We start from the raw sequence: 15,007 nt of genomic DNA, 5'->3' as shown, positions 1-15,007 counted from the left end.
TTAATCCTCCAGGTCTTTGCATACTTCTTGCAGCGCGGCAGTGATGTTGCGCAGCTTAACCAGTGCCTTGCTGCGGTCATCGCGCCCCAGGGTCAGGGCGGCATCCATCAGTTCTGCCACCAGTACACCGAGAGTTTTAGCGGCTTTGACGTCTGCGGCTTTTTTCTTCGTCATGTTCGTCTCCTTGTTGCCAGTCTTGCAGAATGGTGTGCGTCACGCCGCCGGCTTGAGTGAAGTCGCGCACGGCCACATTGCGGATGATTTGTGGGGGGCGTTTGGATGGAGGGCAGTCCAGTTGTTGCGCGATTTCGCCCCAAAAGCGCGCAGCGTCGGCGTAATCGGCGGCAGTGCGGGGATTATCGGGTGGCGGCAATACCGGACGCGGCGGCAGGTAGGCAAAAAACTGGTGCGGCGTTGGCCATTTGTCCAGCTCGATAGCAAGACGGACAAAGGCGTGCTCCACCCGTACCGCGTCGTCCGGTATCCAGCCACCTTTGCGCGCCGCCATTTCCAGCCAAACCATTGCCGTGTCCGGCAGTTGCCGTTCATTGGGCGCAAAGGCGAGGCGCAGCACCGCCAGCTTTTGCAGGCCATAGAGGATGGCGTTGTGGACCTCGCAGGGCAGTTCTTGCACCACATCATCATCCCCTGCGTTTCATGGCTTCGAGGGCGGCAATACCGGTCAGCGGGGTCGCCGGGTTGGGGGTCGCCGTCATGACCGGCGACACGCCCCCATCGGCGGAGCGGTAGCCGGTCAGCACCTCATACAAATAGCCGTGGTTTTTGAGCGGGGTGTTGAGGCGCCCGGCCTCGCGCGCGGCCAGTGTTTGCCGCATGGCCCATGCCCACGCGTCAGGCGGGGCGTCATAAACGCGCCCGTCACGCTCAATGCGCTGCGCCTGCATATCCGGCAGCAGGTCATTGAGCAGTTTGGCCACGCGGGCAAAGGACAGCTCCGTTTGCGCTGGACGAAACAGACCGAGATAGCGCATGGTCAGGGCAGGCAACTCGCCGCCAAGTTTGATCAGCAACATCAGCACGGTGCGGGCATCGTCGTGGGCGATGAGCGCATCCAGGCTGTTGGTGGCGCCGCAACAAGGACAACGCACTCTCACGGCAGCCTCTCTTTGCGCACGTCCATCACCCGCCCTTCCGGCGACGTGAGGAAGGTATGGGCGAAGGTGCCGTCTGCATCGTTGCGGGTAAAAACCAGCTCGCCGTTGTGCTGCGCGTCTCTTTTGAGATCGATGGCGATGACGCTGCCGCAAAAGTCTTTGGCCTGGTCATAGGTCAGCCCGAAACCGACCAGCGCTTTTTCCATGAAGCCCAGCATCGGGTGGAAAAGCTCCGGTTGCTCGGTGATGCTGCAATGGATGTGGGTAATCATGGTTGTTGCACCTCTGCATGGTCTTTTATTTTGAAACGTAGTTGGGTATCTACGATTTCTATTGCCTCGACATTGCGCTTGAAGGCTTCAACATCGCTAATTTCCACACCTTGTTTCTGTACGGCATCAATGGCAGCGTTTAGGGCACTGTTAAAATCCGGGTGTTCGCGATTGATTCCCATCAGACTACTGCCTCGCTTCGTAGATGACGCGTGATGGTGGCGCGATCATCGTCGTCTAAATAGGGCATTACATAGTCGCTTTGTAGCTGTTCCCATTCGGCAAGGGACAAGCCCATCGCGTCAACCAGCTCCGTCAGGCCATATCCTGCACGATGATGACCGTATCCGAGCAGTTGGGCTTCGGCTAGCCCCAGCTGATCTTCGGCGGTCATTGCTGCGTCTCCACCTCAAACGGGGTAATGGCAAAGTCCTCCTTCCCCTTGATGACGCTGACACCGGCGACAGTCACCGCCAGTTCGGGTTCGTTGAGCATTGCCTCTTTGTTCACCTCGTCTTTCGTCCTGATGAAGCGGTGCAGGCCGAGGGTGCGCAGACTTTCCAATACCGCCTCGGCGCCGCGCACCGCGATGGATGGCGGGCGTTGCCGCCAGCTCACTTCGCCCGTAATCAGGTTGACGGTCTTGCCGCCGCTGGCGGTGAGTTCGGCGCGGTGCGCTTCGCACCACGTTTGCACGCCCTGTTGCAGTTCTTTGATACGGTCGGCGAGTGCGTTCAGCGCGGGCTTGTGCTCTTCAGTGAGCGCGGCGATTTGGTCATTGAGGGCGGCGGAAACGCGCGCGTGTTCGCGCTGGGTGTCGCCGAGTTCTTTAATCCATGACTGGGTTTGCTCAAGGGTTTGCGGGGTTTCAAGGGTTGCCGCCTTGATGCGTTTGTTGCTGGTTTTGGCCATGTTTAGTCTCCTGTTAGGCGGGTTTTAAGGGTTGATTAAGGGCAAATCGGCTTTCGCTGCGCGACGCTCGTCCAGAAATTTTTGCAAGTGATGGTTCTCACTGCGTAACCAGGCGAGGTGTCGTAGCGCTAGGGTGGTAATGCTGTAATCGCAGGCGGCAAGGGTGTCGGGGGTGTAGCGATTGCGTTTTTCGCTGATGAGGGTGTCGCGGTAATAGCTAGCGCTGTGGATGCTGTACGCGCCGATATTCATGATGGCCCTACCGTGATCAACGTATGACAGCTCAAGGATCACCGCGCCGGTCGGCCATATTTCATTACGCACCTCAACCACGTTAGGTTCCGCCGACTCTGCGTTAATGGTTTGCGCCAGTTGCAAGGCGGTCATCATGAGCCGCCCCTCGCGTTTATCTACACTGAGGAGGAAGGCGTTGAGTTTTTCGGCAAGGTCTTGCAGTTCCGGATGTCGCGCCTTCAATTCAAAGCAAAAACGTTCGTCAATGGCTTCGTTGTAGTCAGCCCACAGTTGCTTCTCGGCGTCTGCTCGGTTCATGCGTCGCCCTCCTCGTCGTCTTCCCAAAAGTCATCCATTTCCCAGTCTTCATCCTCCTCTTCGGGGGTAACGATGCGCAGCGAGAGCTCGCCGTCTTTGCCGCTGGCGAGTTGCAGGACGGGGGCAATGCGTGTCATGCCTTGCGCCTCCATCACTGCGGCCAGTTCCAGCGAGGCGTTTATCCATGCTTGCAGCACGGTTTCCAGGTCTTTTTGATTCATATGGCCTCCTCAAATGGCGTTGAAAATATCGGCGGTGACTTGGCGGTAGCCGAGTTTGGCCGCTTCGTTGAGGGCGCAAATTACGGTGTTGTTGACTACCAGCGGATAGAGCATGGAGACGGTTTGCTTGCCGTTCTGCCGCGTCAGGCGCTGGGTCAGGCCGCTTGCCGCGTCAGCGGCGAAGATTTCGCCGTAGTCTTTGCCGGCGCGTTTGAATTTGTGCTTGAGGTAGTCTTCGACGTAGGCGTTGAGCGGCTGCAGCTCAATCTGCTCGCAGCGGCGCACCACTTCGCGCAGGTCGGCGTTGCGTTCGGACAACTTCAGTTTGAGTTCCGGCTGGCCGATGAGGACGATGCCGAGCAGGCGGCGCATCCCGTCTTCCAGCTCCCAAAAGCGTTTGAGGTACTTCAGCATGGCGATGGTGAGGTCGTGCGCCTCGTCGATGATGAGACAGTGTTTATTGCCGGCACGGCTGCTGTCGGTGAGCAGGCGCTGGATTTGCCGCGCCTTGGCTTCCATCGTGCGGCGCGGTGTGGCCGTTCCCTGTGAGACGTCCTCAATGATGGCGTCGCACAGGTGGGCGACGGTGAGGCGGGTTTTATCAATGCTTTGCGGCTGGATAATGATGACTGACTCGTTCTCCTGCTTGATGCCCTCGATCAGGTCGCGCTTGAGCGTGGTCTTGCCGGCGCCGGATTCGCCAATGATGGCGATGAATCCCGACTGCTTGGCGGCAAAAAGCATGTTTTGGCGTATGTAGCGCTGTTCGTCGCTCAAATAGACGTCCTCGCGGGTCTGGACATCATCCACAAACGGGCTGCGAAAAAGGCCGAAGGCCTGCCGCGCTTGTTGGGTTAAGGCTTGCATTTCCGGGTACTCCCATGTGTTGGTTTTTTCAGTTGGCCATGCCACGGTCTCGGTCACACCGAGGGCGGCAAGGCGGTCTTGTATCTGTGCGCGGATGGCGTCGCGGTCAGCGGATTTCGGGTATTCGCCGTGGCGGACAATGCGGTTGATGGCGGCAGTGCTGTACGGCTTGCCGTCGGATTTCATGACCCCGGCAGCCAGTTGCGGCTGGCTGATGCCGTAGGCGGTGAGGATGGCGGCGAGGTTCATGCGATCACCTCCAGCAGGCTCGGTTGCAACAAGCACTTGAGCGCGTCTTCATAGGCGCTTTCCGGCAGGCCGTCCGGGTAAGCAGCGCGAATTTCCTCGCTGAGTTCCGGGGTAATGGTCATCTCGCGCGCGCAATAGCGGATGAATTCGATGATGGGCAGCACCCGCTCCTCGCGCTTGACCTCTGCGGGGACAAAGGCGGGATTGACATCCAGCACCTGCGGCGCGGTCTGCTCAACCTGACGCGGCCTGCCGTGGCGCGGCATGTGCAGGATTTTGGATGGTGTCGCGGCGGGCTTGCCGAGGTAGTCCATCGTGTCGACACGCCCGCCAAATGCCGGGGCGCTTTTCGTGTTGCGCAGCTTGTCGATGGCCTGCTGGTCGCGCGTCCCCCATGCCAGTTCGTCCAGATCCTGACGGATGCGGTCGGTCGTGGTGAGCGGCGCCTGCTGAAAGTGTCCGTCCACCGGCACGGCGTCGGCGGTGAAGCCCCATGCGTCTTTGGCCAGCGGCGCGATTTCATAGCGCTGCATCGTGCCAAAGCGGTCGGGATGCGATACCCAAATGCTCGGTGCGGCGTAAGGGTTGACCTGCACCAGCACCTTCTCGCCGATGCGGACGTTATCCACGTCGGCGACGCGGTATTGCTGGCTGCCGTAGCCGTCAATGGCGAAGCTGATGTGGTAATTCCCGCCGACCATGCGTTCCTGCGGTTCACTGGTGAGGAGGATGCGGCAGATTTCCAAAGGCGGGCGGGCCACAAGCTGCTCCGGCGTAATTCTGCGCCAAGCGGCAAAGCGGGTCATGCCGTGGCGGCTGTGTCGCTGCTCGGCCTGAAAACGGCGTTGCCATTGCTCGCAGCAGGCATTCAGCTGCTCAATGGACTGGATGTGGGTGAAGGCCAGACGCGATTCAAAGGCGCGCTCAATGATGTCGTTGTGCTTCTCAACGCTACCCTTGGCGCGGCTGTTGCCCTTGATGTGGGCGTGCCACTCAATGCCGAGGCCGCGCAGCAGGTTGATAATCAGCGACGAGCCGTTGGCGCTGCCCTTGTCCCAGTACAGGAGACGCGGCACACCCTCGAAGGGGTTGTGCTGCTTGTCTTTCGGCCCCATCGCGTGCATCAGGAAATCAAACATCGTCTCGGCGTTCTCGCCGGGGACGTTGTAATAACGGCAGTAGAAAGCACCGCTGCAATGGTCCACCGCGACATAGCGCAGCACGCGTTTGCTGGCTATCTTCGCGAAGTTGTCCGGCTTGTTCTTGTAGAATTGAGCCTCGTCCATCACCGCCATGCCGCCGCCGTCGCGCAGGTAATAGAGCACGCAGAAAGACGGGTCCACCTGCCACATATGATTGGGGTGGGCGGTGGCCAGGGTCACATGCGGCGTGGCGCGGCGCATCTGTGCCTGCGTCATGCCCTTTTCGCGCAGGACGCGGTTGACGGTGGCGGGGTGGTAGTTTTTATCGAGAATGCCGTTTTCGGCGGCAATCTCCACAGCGAGATTGGTGCTCATCATTGCCTTGCCGTTCTTGCGGTCGGCGGCGCGCTTCAGCGCCGCCACCTGCTTGATGGCGTCATCACTGATGCTGCTCTTGCCATGGTCGGTGCGGGTTTTGCGCCCCGACGTCCAGCCCAGTTTCTTCAACATGCGGTACACCGTCATTTTGGATTTGCCGAGTGCAGCGGCAGCGGCACAGACCAGGCCGTCACGCTCGCCGTGCGGTGCGGCGTCGAGTTTTGCGATCAGTTCCATCAGGTACTCCGCGCTCATGGCATCACTTCAATTCATTGGCCGCCTGGATGTCTTCTTCCGTCACATTCATCCAGCTGTCATCCGGATTGGTGACATCACCCAGTGCAAAGCGGATTTGAATCTGCACGATGGCTTCCTTCAGCTCATGCAGGGCATTGGCGGCGTGCAGGTGCATAGCGTTGTCTTCGTACGCGAGGCAGGCGGTGATGGCATCCTCCAGTGCGGCGCGGGGTTTCAGAAACTCCACCACGGCGAGGTCGAGGGCATGCAGGTCATCCTCCTGTTTCTCGTCCATCGTGCGGTTCTCCTGCCGGACAATTTGCTTTTGCAGCGTCTTGATGCGCTCGTCCTTGTCAGCGAGGATGCGGGCGGTAGCCTTTGCCTCGGCGCGCTGCTCGTCCAGTTCCTTTTGCATCGCCTCTTTTTCCTTGACGTGACGGGCGCTCATGTCGGTAATAAGATCGATGATGGCGTCCTTGTCGCCGACGGCGGCTTCCAGTTCACCAATCACGACCTTTTGGTCAGCGGCATCCAGCTTGCGCAGCTTTTGCAACTCGCGCGTGGTCATGCCCAGCTCCTGCGTGCGTGCCAATGCCGCTTCGCCAAGCAGTTTCAGGTTTTCCAGACGGTCTTCTACGTTCTGACGACTTGAACCCAGTGCTTTGCAAAAGCCTTCCCAAGTATCCAGACGGACTTCCACCCCGTCGATCAGCATCACCTGATCCTTCAGGGCGCGATAGCCCTTTTCCTCCTTGATCTTGGCAATCTGTGCCAGGCTGACAGTCTCGATAAAAGAGGATATGGCCTGTGTTGCCTCTATCCGCCCGAGCAGGCGGTTCATCTCCAGCTTGTCCTGCGCCATATGTTCGGCAGCGGCGACCACGGCGGCATTCGCCTTGTCCTGGGCAAAGGCCTGCTCTGCGGTGGTGGGCAGGTCGGCGGGTTGTGAGGGGACTTTTTTAGCCATGATGTTCTCCATGCAAAGGGGTGTAGATGCCGTCGGCCCAGTTGCCTACATTGATGCGGTACGCGGGACTGAGGGTGACGAGGCGGTGTGAAGCAGCGGCGCAAACGGCGACCATTTCGCGGTGCATCCGTTCTTCCCGCATGCCGGCATAACTTTCCGTCAGGAAGACGATATCGCCGGTGCCGGGCACGGCGTCGGGGTCATCCCCTGTTCGTGGCGAGCGCAGGGAAAAGCGCAGGGTCAGCGGCTTGGTCAGCAGGGCATCAAACCTTTTACCGCCGACGGTCGCCAGCCAGTAGGCCTTGTTCGCGCCAAAGGAGGGCTCTGCCGGGCGGTACTGGCAAAGTCTGATGGTGGGATAGGTCATGACAGCCTCCTTAGTTCATGCCATAGCGACGCATGGTTTCTGCGATGCGGTCCTGCGCAGCCTGCACGGCGTGAAATATCTTGACGGCTTCGCGCCCGTATTCCGGGGCGATGCGCCAGTTCTTGTTCGGCAGTTGCTCGGCGAGGCCGGCTGCGGCGAGGGTTTGCAAATCGCGCAGCATTACCGCCCGCCCTGTGTCGAAACGCTCGGCCAGCTGCTGGCAACTGATGCCGTTCTGCTCGTGGCCGAACAGCGCCTTGAAGACGGCGTAGCCGCGCATCTGCGTGCTGGAAAAGCCTTCATTTACGCTCGCGGGTTTTGTGTCGTTCATCTTGCTTGCCTTGTTATTTACAACTTTGTTTCAAATAGCGATAATTGCTTAAGCATTTACTATTTTTGCAAGCTCTTTGACTTTGTCTGCACGCCGTCTTTTAGCTATTTCACGCTCGACGTATTCGGGGAAGACTTCTGAAAATGGTTTACCAACAGCGCGCGCAATCTTTGTAGCGATAGGTTTACTGACTGTAGTACGGTTTGCCACGTTAGAAATGTGACTAATACTGGTGTTACAGGCATTAGCCAAAAGTGCAAAATTCAACTGTTTTTGCTTAAGTGCCTGCAGGATTTCTCTCCCATTCATCTTGCATTCCTGTATTTGGTGAATTTGCGCAAAGTATATTTACTACATTTGTTGAAGTCAAATAGGATATTTCTATATTTGCTTAATTTGTTGTAACATTCCCCGCACCACCTCTACGTTTGACATATCTGAATAATGAGCATTGGAAAACGACTCTCAGAACAACGCCGTGCCGCTGGATACAGCAAGCAAGAAATGCTTGGTGACAAGCTAGGCGTTAGCTTCACGACCATCTCCCGCTGGGAGCAAGACCAAAACCCCATACCATCCGACAAACTCGTCATGATGGGGGAGGTTGGTTTGGATGTGACTTACATACTTACTGGTAAAAAAACAGCGACGGTCGCCGCTTTTGAAAATACAGAGCTGTTAGAAGACAAAGAGGCAAATGAAGTTCAAGAACACGAAGTTGCGATGTCGCCGATGTTTGCACTTACTAGTAGTCGTGACAAACACCTGCCACTTGCTGAGGATGTTGCAATTTACGCCGTACCAGACGATCTCGTTGCAGCCCCGCGTGGTAAAGCCGCGCCAAAAATGGATGGCTATGTATTTGTCCCCCTATATGACATAGAAGCAAGCAGCGGTGATGGATCGCTGTTGGCGAATGAATACATAGTGGAGTACATCCCTTTTGCCCTTTCTGACCTCCATGCCAACTACCTCAACCCCAAAGACCTCGGCGCGGCTCGCAACAAGGGCGACAGCATGGTGCCGACACTTCCCCCAAGAGGCCGCTTCGTTTTTGATGAGAGTAAGAGGCGCGTGGATGGAGACGTGTTCTTCTTCCGTTACCATGACGAGTTCTATATCAAACGACTCTCGCGAGAGGGCAGCAGCATCCGTGTTATTAGTGACAATAAAGCCTATCCGGCTTGGGTTATTAGTGACCCCGAAAACTGCCAAATCATCGGCAAAAAAGTATGGAGCGAACAATGGTAATGAAATGGGTAGCGGCCTTGTTGCTGCTGCTAGGCTGCACCGCGCAGGCCTATGTGTTAAACGGCAAGGTGGACAGAGTCAGCGATGGTGACACGTTTTTACTGATTACTGCCGAAGGTGTGCCGCATAAAGTGCGGATGCTCTACATTGACAGCCCTGAGCGGGGCAGACCGTTCTATAAGCGCGCCAAGCAAATGCTGGCAGGGATAATCGAAAAGAAAACGGTCAAAGCGGACTGCACATGGCTAGACAGCTTCAACCGCCACCTCTGCGTAGTGTTCCTCGGTGAGGAAAGCATCAACCGCACGATGATTGCGCGTGGCAGCGCATGGCTGCATCCCAAATACTACGATGCAGCCAAAGACCCCGCCAAGCTGGTACCAGTACAAGAACAAGCCCAGCGAGAAAAAGTGGGGCTGTGGGGCATAACCGAATACAAAGACGAAGAGCCTTGGAATAGGTAGTAGGCACATTGTCTCACGGTTACACAAACGCTCAAAAGCGGCGACTGTCGCCGCTTTTGATTTTTAACGGCTAATAAAAACAATAGGATGTCCAAGAGAGCCGAATTAAAAACGGCGACGTGTCGCCGCTTTTGCGGAAAGGTGTCTCTCGCGCAAGAAGTAAAAACCGCCAGCGCTGGCGGTTTGTCAAAACAGTGAACCTGTAAAAAACAATGGGTTGCAAAAAACAGTAGGAAAAAAACCGCCAGCAGCTGGCGGTTTTTACTCCGCCCTGCCGCCGAAAAAAGACGGTCACATTGCTGCGACCGCCTAACGTAAAAACAGACAAGGATTGCGTGTTATTCACTTCTTGCGATAGCCGTCCTCCTTCCGCTCTTCACGGATGATGGCCGCCGCGCCGTGTTGCACCAGCCAGTCAGCGGTGTCGGGAGCGACGGCGACGGTGGCGCCTGCTTTCATCGGTACATTGCCGATAGTGGTGTCGGCGGTGAGACGCACCGGCACACTGTTCTCCGCTGGCGTGGTAGTGGGTAATCCAGTCATGGGGGTGCCTCTTATTCATACAGTTCAATGGTAAATGGGGCTTCACCGTTTTTGCCGACAGCCGCCGTGCCTTTCATGGTGACGCTGTTGAAGTCGTCACTGAACCAGTCCAGTTCGCCATCAACGGCCAGCGAGACGTTCGGCAGGGTGAGTTTGGCGCGTTTCTTGGTGACCTCGTTTTGCCCGTCAATGATGAGCGCTCCCTTGAAGCTGCTGACACGGGCACCGTCCACCGTGACTTTACTCAAGGCTAGGGTCTTGTAGCTAACGGTGATGTCGTCGCCTTCGGCGGCTGCCGTGCCATCAGTGATTTGCAGTAATCCCACCTCGGTATTGAGGGTGTACTTGGCCGCCGCCATGGTTGAGCCGCCTTTTTTGACTTCGACGGTAGCAGGGTCAATGTCGCCATGCGCCAGTTTGTGGTAACCGCTGAGGCGGGCTTTGGCGGGTTCGTCTGCGACGGTTTGCACGGTGGTGGTCACATCCACAGCCTTGCCCATCATCGCCATCGCCCAGGTGAGCGGCTGGAAGGTGTCGGTTTGAATGGTGACGTCCGGTGCTTTCGGGGTGGTGATACTGTCAAGAATGGCTCCGGCATCGTGTTTACGCCGCGATTTGCGGGTTTTGACGTCGGAGGATTGCGCGATCTTGGCCGAGACGGGATTACCGAGGTAAAACGCCGGGGTATTGGGGTCGTCCGGGATGAAATACGGCACACCAGTGCCGATAAAGCCGTGGTCGTTAAGGATGCTGTTGAGGGTTGGCATTTAACTGCTCCGTAGGTTGATGATGTCAATGGTGAAAGAGACCGGATAGATGCCCCAGCCATCGGGGCGATAGAAGGCATCGTCGGCAACGCCGAGGGTGAAGCGCTTGCCGTATCCGGGATTGGTGTGGGTGTCGCCGTCGCTGACGGCAAGGCCTTCGACATGCGCCATCAGCGCGGCCAGGACGGTGCCTGCCTCCATATCGGGTTCGGCGCGGCGGGCATGGCGCATGGTGAGATAGACGGTGTAATGCTGCGTCATCTTCTGCGTGCGGCCCTGCACCGAAACGTTGCTGTATTTGTCATAGACCACATAGGCGGCACGGTGGACAAAGGGCTGTTTGCCGTCGAGCAAGTCCGCAAATTCGTTGGCGCTTTCGACGCTGCGCAGAGTGTTGCTGTCAATCAGCAGGCGCAGGTGGCGGATGAGGGTGTCGCGCGGAGCGAAGAGGTTGGCCATGTCAATATCCCTGCAGGCGGTCATCGGTCCAGTAGGCGGCGGGGCCGTCGGTTTGCGCGCTACCGTAGGCAGCCTCCTGTCTTTTCGCGGCGGCGCCGGTGATGAGGCGGTTGAAGAAGGCGTGGCGCGCATCGTTGAGCTGCTTGACCACGGATTTGTCGTCAAGTACGTCAAAGAGGCGGTACAGCGCCATGTCCATGCACGCCGTTTTCAGTGTTTCCACCGGGAAGCGCATATCCGGCAATAGCGTCAGGTAGCCGTCGATGTCGCCAGCGGCAAGACTGATGGCCTGCTCGACGCGCGCTTTCAGGTCGGAGAGCGCCTGTTCGTAGCCCGGCGCAACGATGCCCTGCGTGAAGTATTGCTGCACATCATCGGCGGCAGGCAGCGGTGCATAGTCGCTGCCCGCCAACTGCCCGATGAGGCGGGCTCGGTTGGCGTGGGCGATGAGTTCCTGCGGTGTGCAGTAGGTCATGCCGCGTCACCGGGATCGAGGTAGAGAATCCAGGCGGTATCCAGCATTTCTTGCGTGAGCGTCTGTGGGTCGATGGTAAGGCGGATGCCGTCTTCGGTTGCGCCGGCGTCGCGGTGCCGGTCCAGCATTTCAATAGCCTTTTTCAGCGTCGGCTTGCGGTCCGGTTTTTCCTCGTAGAGGATGCCGACGACGACTTCCGGCGTCAGTTCCAGTTCGCCCTCTACCGCTACGGGGTCGTTGGCCGCTTCCGCCGGTTCATGGGTTTCTGCCGGGGGGGCATTATCCGGTTCCGGCTCATTGGCAGGTTCTGATTCATTGATCGGTATCGGTTCATTAGCCGGCGCCGGGGCGCTGTCCTGTTGCAGGGCCGCGCCGATATCCGCGAGCAGGATAAGGCCGCGTTCGATAAGTCCGGCGGCAACGGCCTCGTCAATGTCGTCTATCACGTCTCCGGCCTCATAGCGTTTGCCGTTATGGCGCAGGGGTTGCAATACGGTGTAGCGCATATGGCCTCCTTATTTGATGGTGGCGGTGTTGGTGAAGAGGAAACCGGCGCTGTTGTCGGTCAGCACCGCCTGATCGGCCATTGCCACCGGATAGTGCCACGAGCGGTCGCTGTTCTCGAAGTAGCCCTTTTCCACTTTGGGCGTACCGGTGAGGACGTAGTTGTAGCCAAAGGACGGCACGGCCTGCGCGCGCATGGCAGCCGGGGGGACGTAGGCAAGGATGGTGTTGTTGCCCCACACTTCGGCAAAGGGCGCGTCCTTGTCGGCGACAGAAACAGCCTTGGCGACAACGACAGTGTCAATGTCGAAGTAGGACGCAAGCATGTCGCTGGTAATACTGGTCTTGCCGGTGTATTTGAATTGTTCCAGGATTTTCGGATGGGTTTTCAGCGCCTCGTAAGCGTAGAGGTCGAGGTGCAGCACGTTCGGATAGCGCCCGGTTGCCTTGCGGATTTTTGCCTTGGCGTCCCGGATGGCGTCAAGCGGCTTGGATGCGGCGTTATCCCACATATCGTTGCCGGTGAGCGCTTCGGTGTGACCGGTGGCATAGAGGCTGGCGGTAGTAGCCAGCTTGGCTTTTTTTACCTCGCCTTCGAGACGCATTTTTTGCATGACCTGATTGACGGCCAGGGTTTGCGCGTTGATGCCCGGCACCTTGTTCATCTCGGTGGCAAACTCTTCCGGCACCGTTCCTTCGAGGAGGCGGTTGACGAGGGCGTAATCGTCGCTGCTATAGATGATGCCGATACTACGCACGGTTTCGCCGGGGGCGCGGGTGGTATCGGTGACGATGTAGGATTCTTTGCCGAATTTGATGATTTTGCCGCCCATCGCGCTGACGCTGACATCCGGGAAAAGATGGTGACCGGAAAATTCCTGGTCGAGGTTGTAGCCGAGGACGACTTTGGTGAGGATGGTGTCAACGACGCGCAGGCGCTTGAATTCACTTTGTGACATGGATGCTCCTTACTTGATGAAGATTTCGACGCGGCTGCCCTCGACGCTGTGGACGAAGGCAAAGGCTTCAGCGGTGCTGGTTGCCTTTTCCGCATTGCCGGCGTTGGCCTTGACTCCGTCGCCGACAGCAAGGCCGCTGGCGGTGATGTCGGCAAGGCCGAGGGCGATTGCCGGGATACGCTCCCCCGCCTTGCCGTCGTACTGCGCGACGCCGATGGGTTCTTTGCTACCAGTGGTGGCGAGTTCGCCGGTCATGCTGACGAGCTGGCCGCGCTTGACGGCTTCTTTGAGGTTGATGCCGAGGGAGAGGATGTTGGCTTGTGGCATGGGTTACTCCTGGAATTGGGCGGCAGCCTGGGCAAAGGTCAGGCCTTTTTTATCGGCGAAGTCCTGGATTTTTTTCTCCAGCGCAGCGGCGGCTTTGTCTTCGTCGTTGCCGTCGCCCGCTTGTGGCAGGGTGCGCTTGTTCGGGTCTTCCGGGGTGCGTTCGGCAAAGTCCACCGTGGCCGGCAGGCGGTCAAGTACGGCCTTGATGCCGTCGCTGGTGCGTTTCTGCACCGTCTTGCCGCCCTCGGCAAAGTCGAAGGTGGCGTCTTTGCCGGTGAGTAACACCGAGACCACGGCGGCTTTTTCACCCGGCAGCAATTTGCCGGCCTTCACCAGCCCTTCGGCATAGTCATCGGCTTCAGCCTGCTCGCGCGCGGCTTCTTCGGCGGCAAGTTCTTCTTCGCGCCGCTTCACCGCAGCTTCGCGGTCGGCGAGCTCTTTCTCGCGCGCGGCAAGTTCCTCTTCTTTCTTCTTCAGTTCGTCTTCATTCATGGGCATCTCCGTAGGGGGTGGGGGTGTTGCGGCGGGGTCGCCGAATTCGTACACGGGCGCTGCGGCGGCGGCAAAATCGGCCAGGCCTTTGACTGCCGGCGGCTGCGCGCCCAAGAAACCGACATGGCGCAGATACGGCTTGCCGGGGGTGGGGTTGTTGGGATGGCCTGGGTCGTAGATGGAGGCGCTGCGTTTCTTGAAGCGCCCAGCCGCCAGTAACGCGGCAAATTGCGGCTCGACTTGTGCAAGGTCGGCATAGAGCGTGCCGCTGCCTTCGTCGAAGGTAAGAGCGCGCACCCAGCCGTAAGCCGGGGCGTTGTCCTTGGGATGGCCGATGACGACCGGCGCCTCGTGCAGCGCAGGGTCGTAGGCGGCAGCGATGGCGCGGACGTAGTCCGCTGTGGCGTCAAGCGTCTCGCCGGAGGTGGCGGCGTGGTGGCCGGTTTTGAAAATTGCGATTCTGTCCATGCCGCCGATTATCGGGACGGCACATGGGGGCAGCGACTAGACAAGTTGGGGAATTGCAGCAGGGATTTCGCGAGTTACGCGACCATTTCAACCGGATGGTTAAAATGCCGGTCACGCAAGCGGGACGGATGGGCTTTTACGGCGATTGCTAAATGGGGCAGGCGGCGTTTTACAGACGCGCGGCAATACTTGCCCACCTTTTGCCATACAACGCCTGAAAACGCCGCTCAGGGCGTCATGGCCGTAAAGGCATCCTGCACAGTGTCGAGGATTTCCTGCTGGTCTTCGTTCGAGAGACCGAGATAGGGACGGGCGGGCATGACGGCATCATGCGTACCGAAGGCGCGGAAATGGCCGCCGAATTGATGCAAGGCGGCATAGACGCGGTTGCTGCCGAGGCGCAACTCGGTATCTGAAGCCTGATAGCGGATGGTGTCGCGCAGATAGCCGCGCAAGCGCAGGATTTTGTCCTCGCCGAAAATCCGCATCTTGCGCTGCCGGTACTTGGGCGAGAGAGGTTCCCACGGTGTGCCGTCCGGTGCTTCCTCGCGGTCGAAACGCTCGGCGGTGGAAATCATCAGTGCCTCACCGATGGCGGAAAAGAAGGCCTTATCGAGAAATCCCGCCACCTTGAGCTTGGTGAGGGCGGCGACCATTTGCTGGTTGGTAATGGTGAGTGTTGGCATGG

Annotated in this window: 26 protein-coding genes; 2 read left to right on the top strand and 24 right to left on the bottom strand. The window is 58.3% G+C overall.

Going from position 1 to position 15,007, the window contains the following annotated elements; all coding sequences use genetic code 11:
- Genes DY250_RS13915 through DY250_RS04280 form a run of 15 tightly spaced genes read right to left on the bottom strand, consistent with a single transcriptional unit; the run spans position 1 to position 7,919 of the window.
- Entirely contained in the window at positions 1–174 is a 174-nt protein-coding gene (locus tag DY250_RS13915) for a hypothetical protein (protein WP_172542199.1), read from the bottom strand.
- Positions 137–634, bottom strand: coding sequence for a hypothetical protein (locus DY250_RS04345; RefSeq protein ID WP_147293447.1), 498 nt, complete (start codon positions 632–634; stop codon positions 137–139). Before DY250_RS04345 ends, DY250_RS13915 begins: the two co-directional genes overlap by 38 nt.
- Positions 635–641: 7 nt before the next feature.
- Positions 642–1,115, bottom strand: a complete 474-nt coding sequence (locus DY250_RS04340; RefSeq protein ID WP_115611123.1) for a hypothetical protein — start codon at positions 1,113–1,115, stop codon at positions 642–644.
- Positions 1,112–1,387 carry a hypothetical protein gene (locus DY250_RS04335; RefSeq protein WP_115611122.1) on the bottom strand — a complete coding sequence of 92 codons (276 nt, stop codon included), beginning with the start codon at positions 1,385–1,387 and terminating at the stop codon, positions 1,112–1,114. The genes DY250_RS04340 and DY250_RS04335 overlap by 4 nt, the downstream gene beginning before the upstream one ends.
- A complete protein-coding gene (locus tag DY250_RS04330; protein ID WP_115611120.1) occupies positions 1,384–1,569 on the bottom strand; it encodes a hypothetical protein in 186 nt (61 codons plus the stop codon). Before DY250_RS04330 ends, DY250_RS04335 begins: the two co-directional genes overlap by 4 nt.
- Entirely contained in the window at positions 1,569–1,781 is a 213-nt protein-coding gene (locus tag DY250_RS04325) for a hypothetical protein (protein WP_115611118.1), read from the bottom strand. The genes DY250_RS04330 and DY250_RS04325 overlap by 1 nt, the downstream gene beginning before the upstream one ends.
- On the bottom strand, positions 1,778–2,299 hold the full coding sequence (locus DY250_RS04320; RefSeq protein ID WP_115611116.1) for a host-nuclease inhibitor Gam family protein: 522 nt from the start codon (positions 2,297–2,299) through the stop codon (positions 1,778–1,780). The genes DY250_RS04325 and DY250_RS04320 overlap by 4 nt, the downstream gene beginning before the upstream one ends.
- 24 nt (positions 2,300–2,323) lie before the next feature.
- A complete protein-coding gene (locus DY250_RS04315) occupies positions 2,324–2,851 on the bottom strand; it encodes a hypothetical protein (RefSeq protein WP_115611114.1) in 528 nt (175 codons plus the stop codon).
- Entirely contained in the window at positions 2,848–3,072 is a 225-nt protein-coding gene (locus DY250_RS04310; RefSeq protein ID WP_115611112.1) for a molybdopterin biosynthesis protein MoeC, read from the bottom strand. Before DY250_RS04310 ends, DY250_RS04315 begins: the two co-directional genes overlap by 4 nt.
- A gap of 9 nt (positions 3,073–3,081) precedes the next feature.
- Positions 3,082–4,188 (bottom strand): ExeA family protein, encoded by a 1,107-nt coding sequence (locus tag DY250_RS04305; protein ID WP_218565533.1) that lies wholly within the window; start codon positions 4,186–4,188, stop codon positions 3,082–3,084.
- Positions 4,185–5,945 (bottom strand): DDE-type integrase/transposase/recombinase, encoded by a 1,761-nt coding sequence (locus tag DY250_RS04300; protein ID WP_172542197.1) that lies wholly within the window; start codon positions 5,943–5,945, stop codon positions 4,185–4,187. The genes DY250_RS04305 and DY250_RS04300 overlap by 4 nt, the downstream gene beginning before the upstream one ends.
- Before the next feature lie 22 nt (positions 5,946–5,967).
- Positions 5,968–6,912 carry a hypothetical protein gene (locus tag DY250_RS04295; RefSeq protein WP_115611109.1) on the bottom strand — a complete coding sequence of 315 codons (945 nt, stop codon included), beginning with the start codon at positions 6,910–6,912 and terminating at the stop codon, positions 5,968–5,970.
- Positions 6,905–7,279: a hypothetical protein gene (locus tag DY250_RS04290; RefSeq protein WP_115611107.1), complete on the bottom strand. Its 375-nt coding sequence runs from the start codon at positions 7,277–7,279 to the stop codon at positions 6,905–6,907. The genes DY250_RS04295 and DY250_RS04290 overlap by 8 nt, the downstream gene beginning before the upstream one ends.
- Before the next feature lie 10 nt (positions 7,280–7,289).
- Positions 7,290–7,610: an IclR family transcriptional regulator gene (locus DY250_RS04285; protein ID WP_115611105.1), complete on the bottom strand. Its 321-nt coding sequence runs from the start codon at positions 7,608–7,610 to the stop codon at positions 7,290–7,292.
- Positions 7,611–7,658: 48 nt separating this feature from the next.
- On the bottom strand, positions 7,659–7,919 hold the full coding sequence (locus tag DY250_RS04280) for a hypothetical protein (RefSeq protein WP_115611104.1): 261 nt from the start codon (positions 7,917–7,919) through the stop codon (positions 7,659–7,661).
- A 135-nt stretch (positions 7,920–8,054) separates the two neighbouring features.
- On the opposite strand from DY250_RS04280, the gene DY250_RS04275 reads away from it, so the two are divergent.
- Together DY250_RS04275 and DY250_RS04270 are read left to right on the top strand one after the other, a co-directional pair.
- Positions 8,055–8,861 carry an XRE family transcriptional regulator gene (locus tag DY250_RS04275; RefSeq protein ID WP_115611102.1) on the top strand — a complete coding sequence of 269 codons (807 nt, stop codon included), beginning with the start codon at positions 8,055–8,057 and terminating at the stop codon, positions 8,859–8,861.
- Entirely contained in the window at positions 8,855–9,325 is a 471-nt protein-coding gene (locus DY250_RS04270) for a thermonuclease family protein (RefSeq protein WP_172542195.1), read from the top strand. The genes DY250_RS04275 and DY250_RS04270 overlap by 7 nt, the downstream gene beginning before the upstream one ends.
- 342 nt (positions 9,326–9,667) lie before the next feature.
- On the opposite strand, the gene DY250_RS13615 is transcribed toward DY250_RS04270, so the two are convergent.
- From DY250_RS13615 to DY250_RS04230, 9 genes are all read right to left on the bottom strand, one after another.
- On the bottom strand, positions 9,668–9,868 hold the full coding sequence (locus tag DY250_RS13615) for a DUF7210 family protein (RefSeq protein WP_147293446.1): 201 nt from the start codon (positions 9,866–9,868) through the stop codon (positions 9,668–9,670).
- Positions 9,869–9,879: 11 nt separating this feature from the next.
- The gene (locus DY250_RS04265; protein WP_115611098.1) at positions 9,880–10,635 is read right to left on the bottom strand and encodes a phage tail tube protein; all 756 of its coding nucleotides are present in this window, start codon (positions 10,633–10,635) and stop codon (positions 9,880–9,882) included.
- Positions 10,636–11,094 carry a phage tail terminator protein gene (locus DY250_RS04260; RefSeq protein ID WP_115611097.1) on the bottom strand — a complete coding sequence of 153 codons (459 nt, stop codon included), beginning with the start codon at positions 11,092–11,094 and terminating at the stop codon, positions 10,636–10,638.
- A gap of 1 nt (position 11,095) precedes the next feature.
- The gene (locus DY250_RS04255) at positions 11,096–11,569 is read right to left on the bottom strand and encodes a phage protein Gp36 family protein (RefSeq protein WP_115611095.1); all 474 of its coding nucleotides are present in this window, start codon (positions 11,567–11,569) and stop codon (positions 11,096–11,098) included.
- Positions 11,566–12,075 carry a DUF7210 family protein gene (locus tag DY250_RS04250; protein WP_115611093.1) on the bottom strand — a complete coding sequence of 170 codons (510 nt, stop codon included), beginning with the start codon at positions 12,073–12,075 and terminating at the stop codon, positions 11,566–11,568. The genes DY250_RS04255 and DY250_RS04250 overlap by 4 nt, the downstream gene beginning before the upstream one ends.
- Positions 12,076–12,084: 9 nt before the next feature.
- Positions 12,085–13,032, bottom strand: a complete 948-nt coding sequence (locus tag DY250_RS04245; protein ID WP_115611092.1) for a major capsid protein — start codon at positions 13,030–13,032, stop codon at positions 12,085–12,087.
- A gap of 9 nt (positions 13,033–13,041) precedes the next feature.
- Complete coding sequence (locus DY250_RS04240; RefSeq protein WP_115611090.1) at positions 13,042–13,359, bottom strand: capsid cement protein; 318 nt, start codon at positions 13,357–13,359, stop codon at positions 13,042–13,044.
- Between the two features lie 3 nt (positions 13,360–13,362).
- The gene (locus DY250_RS04235; RefSeq protein ID WP_115611088.1) at positions 13,363–14,319 is read right to left on the bottom strand and encodes a peptidase; all 957 of its coding nucleotides are present in this window, start codon (positions 14,317–14,319) and stop codon (positions 13,363–13,365) included.
- Between the two features lie 227 nt (positions 14,320–14,546).
- A complete protein-coding gene (locus DY250_RS04230) occupies positions 14,547–15,005 on the bottom strand; it encodes a phage virion morphogenesis protein (protein WP_218565532.1) in 459 nt (152 codons plus the stop codon).
- Positions 15,006–15,007 lie beyond the last annotated feature (2 nt).

Origin of the sequence: Cardiobacterium valvarum, from assembly GCF_900460955.1 — a bacterium.
Lineage (GTDB): Bacteria > Pseudomonadota > Gammaproteobacteria > Cardiobacteriales > Cardiobacteriaceae > Cardiobacterium > Cardiobacterium valvarum.
This window is presented reverse-complemented; position numbering and strand designations above follow the sequence as displayed.

Bases quoted from the DNA above. Each gene is read 5' to 3' on its own strand.
- DY250_RS13915 (WP_172542199.1), bottom strand. From the start codon at position 174: ATGACGAAGAAAAAAGCCGCAGACGTCAAAGCCGCTAAAACTCTCGGT.
- DY250_RS04335 (WP_115611122.1), bottom strand. From the start codon at position 1,387: ATGATTACCCACATCCATTGCAGCATCACCGAGCAACCGGAGCTTTTC.
- DY250_RS04330 (WP_115611120.1), bottom strand. From the start codon at position 1,569: ATGGGAATCAATCGCGAACACCCGGATTTTAACAGTGCCCTAAACGCT.
- DY250_RS04325 (WP_115611118.1), bottom strand. From the start codon at position 1,781: ATGACCGCCGAAGATCAGCTGGGGCTAGCCGAAGCCCAACTGCTCGGA.
- DY250_RS04320 (WP_115611116.1), bottom strand. From the start codon at position 2,299: ATGGCCAAAACCAGCAACAAACGCATCAAGGCGGCAACCCTTGAAACC.
- DY250_RS04315 (WP_115611114.1), bottom strand. From the start codon at position 2,851: ATGAACCGAGCAGACGCCGAGAAGCAACTGTGGGCTGACTACAACGAA.
- DY250_RS04310 (WP_115611112.1), bottom strand. From the start codon at position 3,072: ATGAATCAAAAAGACCTGGAAACCGTGCTGCAAGCATGGATAAACGCC.
- DY250_RS04305 (WP_218565533.1), bottom strand. From the start codon at position 4,188: ATGAACCTCGCCGCCATCCTCACCGCCTACGGCATCAGCCAGCCGCAA.
- DY250_RS04300 (WP_172542197.1), bottom strand. From the start codon at position 5,945: ATGGAACTGATCGCAAAACTCGACGCCGCACCGCACGGCGAGCGTGAC.
- DY250_RS04295 (WP_115611109.1), bottom strand. From the start codon at position 6,912: ATGGCTAAAAAAGTCCCCTCACAACCCGCCGACCTGCCCACCACCGCA.
- DY250_RS04290 (WP_115611107.1), bottom strand. From the start codon at position 7,279: ATGACCTATCCCACCATCAGACTTTGCCAGTACCGCCCGGCAGAGCCC.
- DY250_RS04285 (WP_115611105.1), bottom strand. From the start codon at position 7,610: ATGAACGACACAAAACCCGCGAGCGTAAATGAAGGCTTTTCCAGCACG.
- DY250_RS04280 (WP_115611104.1), bottom strand. From the start codon at position 7,919: ATGAATGGGAGAGAAATCCTGCAGGCACTTAAGCAAAAACAGTTGAAT.
- DY250_RS04275 (WP_115611102.1), top strand. From the start codon at position 8,055: ATGAGCATTGGAAAACGACTCTCAGAACAACGCCGTGCCGCTGGATAC.
- DY250_RS04270 (WP_172542195.1), top strand. From the start codon at position 8,855: ATGGTAATGAAATGGGTAGCGGCCTTGTTGCTGCTGCTAGGCTGCACC.
- DY250_RS13615 (WP_147293446.1), bottom strand. From the start codon at position 9,868: ATGACTGGATTACCCACTACCACGCCAGCGGAGAACAGTGTGCCGGTG.
- DY250_RS04265 (WP_115611098.1), bottom strand. From the start codon at position 10,635: ATGCCAACCCTCAACAGCATCCTTAACGACCACGGCTTTATCGGCACT.
- DY250_RS04260 (WP_115611097.1), bottom strand. From the start codon at position 11,094: ATGGCCAACCTCTTCGCTCCGCGCGACACCCTCATCCGCCACCTGCGC.
- DY250_RS04255 (WP_115611095.1), bottom strand. From the start codon at position 11,569: ATGACCTACTGCACACCGCAGGAACTCATCGCCCACGCCAACCGAGCC.
- DY250_RS04250 (WP_115611093.1), bottom strand. From the start codon at position 12,075: ATGCGCTACACCGTATTGCAACCCCTGCGCCATAACGGCAAACGCTAT.
- DY250_RS04245 (WP_115611092.1), bottom strand. From the start codon at position 13,032: ATGTCACAAAGTGAATTCAAGCGCCTGCGCGTCGTTGACACCATCCTC.
- DY250_RS04240 (WP_115611090.1), bottom strand. From the start codon at position 13,359: ATGCCACAAGCCAACATCCTCTCCCTCGGCATCAACCTCAAAGAAGCC.
- DY250_RS04235 (WP_115611088.1), bottom strand. From the start codon at position 14,319: ATGGACAGAATCGCAATTTTCAAAACCGGCCACCACGCCGCCACCTCC.
- DY250_RS04230 (WP_218565532.1), bottom strand. From the start codon at position 15,005: ATGCCAACACTCACCATTACCAACCAGCAAATGGTCGCCGCCCTCACC.